Source organism: Nocardia tenerifensis NBRC 101015, assembly GCF_000308715.1.
GTDB classification, from domain to species: Bacteria; Actinomycetota; Actinomycetes; order Mycobacteriales; family Mycobacteriaceae; genus Nocardia; species Nocardia tenerifensis.
Window position 1 is genome coordinate 1 of the sequence record NZ_BAGH01000519.1, and the last position, 5,669, is coordinate 5,669.

A 5,669-nucleotide genomic window follows, 5' to 3' on the forward strand; every position below is an offset into this window, starting at 1 on the left:
GAATACATCGCATGCACCGACCGCGTCGACTACACGGGCGACCCGCGCTCGAACGCCGAAATCAACACGGCCGGTGAGCAAACCGGCAGCTGCCCGGAACCGCAGCGTGCGCCCGTCGACAACTACGTCGAATGCACCGACCGCATCGACTACGCCGGCGACCCACGCGCCAACGCCGAGATCAACACCATCGGCGAGCGGACCGGGGAGTGCCCTGCGCCCCAGTTGCCGGTTCCCACAACGCAGGTCACGACCTCGGCCACGCCGACCGTCACCACGTCGGCCACGCCCACGACCTCGGCCGCACCCACCACCTCGACGACCGTCACCGCGACCCCCTGATCACCGGCGGAGGTGATCGCGCAGGCAGTTGACGCCATTTCGCCGCCGCCCGTGTCCGGCCGGACCGAGAATGCTTCTATGGTCGAGATCAGTCGCGGGGTCGCCACCGTGAACGGCATTCGCATGCACTATCGCCGCGCCGGGACAGGTCCGCCGCTGGTCTTGTTGCACGGCTGGCCACAGACCGGCTACTGCTGGCGCAAGGTGCTGCCCGCGCTGGCCGAGCGACACACCGTGATCGCACCGGATCTGCGCGGCTACGGATACACCGACAAACCCACCACCGGATACGACAAACGCAGCATGGCCTCCGACGTGGCCCTGCTGATCGAGTCGCTCGGCTTCACCACCGCCGCCGTCGTCGGGCACGACCGCGGCGCGCGGGTGGCCCACCGTTGGGCGCTCGACCGCCCGGACCAGGTCCGCAAGCTCGCCGTGCTCGACATCATTCCCACCAGGGAGACCTGGCGCCGCATGGACGCCGCCCTGGGCCGCCGCTACTTCCACTGGCTGTTCCACCTGCAACCCGATCTGCCCGAACGCCTTGTCGGCCACGACATTCCCGGCTACCTGCGCTACTTCTTCGAGACCTGGACCGTCAACCGCCACGGCCTGCCCGGCGAGGCCATCGACGAATACATCCGCGCCTTCAGCATTCCCGGCGCCCTGCGCGCGGGCTTCGACGACTACCGCGCCGCCGACATCGACGCCGAACACGATCACACGGACGCCGGACACCGCCTCACCATGCCGGTGCTGGCCCTGTGGGGCGCGGCCAGCTTCCTCGAAGAGGTTCCGGTGCTCGACATCTGGCGCGGCTACGCCGAAGACGTTCAGGGCGCGGCCATTCCCGACTGCGGGCACTTCATCGCCGAGGAGCGGCCGGAGGTGCTACTGGCCTATCTCGCCGAGTTCCTGTGAGTCACTCACCGCACAGCGCGTGGTCGACCAGCCGGGTGGCCGCGCGCTCCTGCTCGAAACCCTTGCTGCGGGTGAAGTCTTCGCCGCCCGCGAGTGCGGTGGACATGGACACGACGACGCTGCGGCGTCCGTCCTCGGTGACGCCGGTCTCGGTGATGTATCCGTACTGGCCGCCGTTGTGCATCCAGTAGATCCCGCCGCAGGACAACGGCACCGAGAACAGGCCGAGCCCGTCGCGGATGCCGGGCCAGATCTGTCCGATCACGCCCTCGACCGGTCGGGTGGCGCGCATGCTGTCCAGTTGTGCGGGCCGTAAGAGGTTGCCGCTCAGCAGACTTCGATAGAAGGTTCCGATGTCGGCGGTGGTGGAAATGTAGCCGTCGGAGGCGTCGGCGTCAACGACCTCGGTGACGTCGGTCAGCGGGCCGTCCGGGGCGTACTGCTGGTAGGCCTTGGCGTGCGGGTCGGGCAGTGTCGGGGACTCGCCGGGCCAGCGGGTGTCGCGTAACCCGAGCGGTTCGATGATCCGCGACCGAACCTCTTCATGCCAGGGGCGTTTGCTCACCTGCTCGATGATCAGGCCGAGCAACACATAGCCCGCGTTGGAGTAGGCCCAGCCGGCGCCGGGCGCGAAATCGCGCGGCTGCCGCATCGCCGCCTCGACGGTCTGTTCGGGCGTGCGGATCTGGTAGCGGGTGCGGTAATAGCCTTCGGCGGTGTCGGTTTCGAGCGGGCTGTCGTGAATACCGCTGGTGTGCTGGAGAAGCTGCCGGACGGTGATCGTGTCGTCGTTGTCGCGCAGCAGATCCGGCAGCCATCGCCGCGCGGGATCGTCGAGCGTGAGCCGTCCCTCGCCGACCAGCATGAGGGCCACGGTCGCGACCAGCGACTTGGTCACGCTGCCGATCCGGAAGTAGCCATTCGGCGAAACCGGCTCCGCCGCCGCGATATCCGGCTTGCCCGCGACCGCCACCCGGTCGCCGGCGCCGTCCACCACCCGCGCCTGCACACCGGTCACTCCGACGGCCACGATGGCGTCGACATCTCGCTGCAACGCGTCCACGCCGGGCGCTGCGCGGCATCCGGTCAAGGCGACGGCGAGCGCGAAGGCCACGGTCACCACTGCGTAGCGCATGATCTCTCCCTCGAATCCACCGGGAATGTAGCCGTGGCACCCGCGCGCCGACATCCCTCCACGGAGCCAAGGCGGCTCCCCCTGCGGGACTATTCGATGGGTTGCGCTTCGCCCAAGATCTGATCACGGAACGGTCATCCACCGGCGTCGAGACCGATCGGTCTGAAAGAATCGCCCTCGTCTTGCACGTGATCGTGGCCTGATACATCCCCCAGGGTGAAGGGTGCGGCATGGTCGCTCGGAAACGATTCGGTCTGCGAACGGCGCTCGGCGTGGCGGCCATGACGTTCGTCGCCGTCGGGGCACAAGGCGTCGCGAACGCCGCGCCCGTCGCGTCGCTCGGCGGCGGCTCCGGCATTCTGCTCGGCCGCGGCGTGTGCACGCTGACCACCATCGGCTACGACCGCGCCGACCGGCTGGTCGGGCTCACCGCCGGGCACTGCACGGAGATCGGCATGTCGGTGCGGGCCGAGCACGCGCCCGACGCGGGCGTGATCGGCACCGTCGCGGCCGTCGACCACGTCGACGACTACGCCGTGCTCGAGTTCGACCGCGCCAAGGTCGCGCCGATCCGGCGGGTCGCCGCGACGCTGATCGGCGGCATCGGCACGCCGCCGCGGCAGGGGGACGTGGTGTGCAAGAACGGCCGGACCTCCGGATACAACTGCGGGGTGGTGTGGGATACGCACCGGTGGTGGTTTCAGAACCAATCCTGTTCGCAGCCGGGCGATTCCGGCGGGCCGGTGACCATCGGTGACCGATTGGTCGGGATGAACGTCGGGCACATCGCCGTGCGGACGGCCGGCGTCACCGTCTTCGACATGGTGTGCCACCCGCCGATCGCGCCGCTGCACGATCCGGCCGTGGCGACGCAGATCGGCATGGTGCTCGACGACATCGATCAGGGCGGCGGCGTCGGGGCGGGCTTCCGGCCGCTCTGAGCGCGTGCGACGATGGGCCGAAAAGTGAGGTGCCGGTGGGCATCTCGGCCGACGCACACCCAGGAGCTCGATGTGGAGCCGACGTTCACCCGTTTCGTCGCCATCGGTGACAGTCAGACCGAGGGCATCGGCGACCCGGACGGGAACGGCGGACACCACGGCTGGGCCGACCGATTCGCCGCGCTGCTGGCCGCGACGGGGCCGCTGGAGTATGCCAATCTCGCCGTGCGGGGCCGGCGCGCCGCCGAGATTCGGGCCGGACAACTGAGTCCTGCGCTGGCTTTGCAGCCCGATCTGGTCACCGTGGTGGCGGGTATGAACGACATCCTGCGGCCGCGTTTCGATCGCGACGCGTTGCTCGGCGATATCGACGCGATGTTCGCCGCGCTCACCGAGGGCGGAGCGCGGGTGGTCACGTTCACCTTTCCCGATATCGGTGCTGTCGCGCCGTTCGCGCGCCTGTTGTCCGGGCGGGTGCGCACGCTCAATGCCGATCTGCGTGCGCTGGCGGCACGGCGCGGGGTCACCCTGGTCGACTTCGAGCCGGTCCTCGCCGCGAGCCACCCGGCCGCGTGGGATGAGGATCGGTTGCATCTGAGTCCGATCGGCCACGACATCGTCGCCCGGGCTCTGGCCTTCGAACTCGGGGTGTCCGGCGCCGACGACACGTGGCGTGAGCCGTTGCCGACGGTCGATCGGGTGTTCGCGCAGCGGGTGGGGACCGAGGTTCGCTGGGTTATTCGTTATCTCGGGCCGTGGATCGGGCGGCGGCTGCGCGGTACGTCCTCGGGCACCGGACGGGAGGCTAAACGGCCGGAACTGCTGCCTGTCGGGCGCGCCGATGGACTCACCACGTCCTGAACCAGGTGCGAATCCAGACCCCGAACCGGGTGCGAATCCGGACTACGAACCGGGTGCGAATCCGGACTACGACCGGAAGTAGTATGGCCGGGTGCGGACATCGAAGGAGGCAGCGGCGCAGGTGCGCGGCGCGTTCGTCGGATCCGCGTCCGGTGCGGTCAGCATCGCCGCGCACGCGCTCGGCGGCGGGGCCGTGTCCCCCGGCCAATCCTCGATCGGGCTGTTGATCGCGGCCTGCACTGTTGTCGGGGCCGTCGTGGGCACGCGGCGCGCCCGCTTCGGGATCGCCGAAATCATGGTGCTGCTGGCGATCGGCCAGACCCTCGGCCACACAGCGCTGACCATGTCCGCCGGACACCAGCACAGTGCGGGCACGACCTCGGTGATGGTCGCCGCACATCTCGCGGCCGTCCCGATCGGCGCACTGCTCATCCGCGGCGCCGAAATCGGTCTCGCGCGAGCGATATCCGCTGTCGATCGTGCGGTAGTGGTGCTCAGCACCGAACCTGTCCCACCCCTTGTACTCCAAAACGCTTGCGCCGCTGGTTTTCTCGCCACGCCCAGGCGCTTGCTTCTCAGCTCCGGATGCGGATTGCGCGGTCCGCCTTCGCGCTGAGCCACCTTGCCCTCAGAGCTTCGGTTGCCTGTCGCACTGCGTCTCGAGAGCACGGGGCCTGGACAGGTTCGGCACAGACGCCACTCCGGATCGTGACCAGCCGACCTTCCGTCCAAAACGGTTCGGGCACAAGATGAGTCGACCTGCGGTGTACCGTTCGGCGACCGAATCCGTCGGCCGTACGACCGGACACGGGAGATGACGATGCCTCGGGCACTCGGGCGCTAGCACTCCGTCGAGCATCGGCGACTCGGCTCACCCACGTCCAACCAGCTCGGCTGCGGCTTCACAGCACCGGGTCGATGCACTCGGGTGACTCAGCGAGTTGGCCGGTTGGCCGGTTGGCCGGTTGGCCGGATCGGACGTTCAGTGGTGTGGCGGCTCGGCCGCGCGGACCGACTGGTGTGCTCGGGCATCCCGGTAGTTGGGCGGCTGCGACCGCTCAACGGACGGGAAGCTTCGGCCGTACCGCAGCGGGCTGAGTCTCCGGCCGGGCAGGGAGGGACGTGGACGACAGGGACGTGGACGACATCGACCGTTCCTGTGCGGCAAGGGAATTCGACGTGGTGTTGGACGGACTCCCCAGCGCCGGCACACGCCGTGGTCAGGCCTGGCGTCCGCGTTGCGCTCAGAAGGCGGACAGGCAACCCGGCCGATAGTCGACCCGGCCCGAGGGCTCACCCGGCTCCGCTGCCTGCGTGACTCGACAGCCCAGTCGTTGTTACCCGGTGTCAGCGAGGTCAACGACGCGGGCGTGCAGGTCGCTCGAAGGCTCAGCGGTCCCGGCGGTTCGTCGGTCCCAGCGGCTCGGCAGCTCGTCGGCCCCAGCAGTCGCGGCAGTCGCGGCGGTCCC

General features: G+C 69.1%; 5 protein-coding genes and 1 pseudogene. 5 read left to right on the forward strand and 1 reads right to left on the reverse strand.

Features of this window, described 5'->3' with window-relative positions; translation table 11 throughout:
- Nucleotides 1-342: pseudogene (locus ON39_RS46335) on the forward strand (hypothetical protein); the annotation flags it as partial.
- A gap of 78 nt (nt 343-420) precedes the next feature.
- The gene (locus ON39_RS34950; RefSeq protein ID WP_040740589.1) at nt 421-1,263 is read left to right on the forward strand and encodes an alpha/beta fold hydrolase; all 843 of its coding nucleotides are present in this window, start codon (nt 421-423) and stop codon (nt 1,261-1,263) included.
- A gap of 1 nt (nt 1,264) precedes the next feature.
- Here ON39_RS34950 and ON39_RS34955 read toward each other — a convergent pair whose 3' ends face one another.
- Entirely contained in the window at nt 1,265-2,398 is a 1,134-nt protein-coding gene (locus tag ON39_RS34955; protein ID WP_051187491.1) for a serine hydrolase domain-containing protein, read from the reverse strand.
- 230 nt (nt 2,399-2,628) lie between these two features.
- Between ON39_RS34955 and ON39_RS34960 the strand changes: the two genes are divergently transcribed.
- From ON39_RS34960 to ON39_RS34970, 3 genes are all read left to right on the forward strand, one after another.
- Complete coding sequence (locus ON39_RS34960; RefSeq protein ID WP_246002652.1) at nt 2,629-3,339, forward strand: chymotrypsin family serine protease; 711 nt, start codon at nt 2,629-2,631, stop codon at nt 3,337-3,339.
- 72 nt (nt 3,340-3,411) lie between these two features.
- A complete protein-coding gene (locus tag ON39_RS34965) occupies nt 3,412-4,200 on the forward strand; it encodes an SGNH/GDSL hydrolase family protein (RefSeq protein ID WP_040740590.1) in 789 nt (262 codons plus the stop codon).
- Nucleotides 4,201-4,291: 91 nt separating this feature from the next.
- Nucleotides 4,292-4,816, forward strand: a complete 525-nt coding sequence (locus ON39_RS34970; RefSeq protein ID WP_040740591.1) for a hypothetical protein — start codon at nt 4,292-4,294, stop codon at nt 4,814-4,816.
- The last annotated feature ends 853 nt before the right edge of the window (nt 4,817-5,669 follow it).

What these genes read in the sequence shown, in the direction of transcription:
- ON39_RS34955 (WP_051187491.1), bottom strand. Translation starts at nt 2,398, where the DNA reads ATGCGCTACGCAGTGGTGACCGTGGCCTTCGCGCTCGCCGTCGCCTTG.
- ON39_RS34960 (WP_246002652.1), top strand. Translation starts at nt 2,629, where the DNA reads ATGGTCGCTCGGAAACGATTCGGTCTGCGAACGGCGCTCGGCGTGGCG.
- ON39_RS34950 (WP_040740589.1), top strand. Translation starts at nt 421, where the DNA reads ATGGTCGAGATCAGTCGCGGGGTCGCCACCGTGAACGGCATTCGCATG.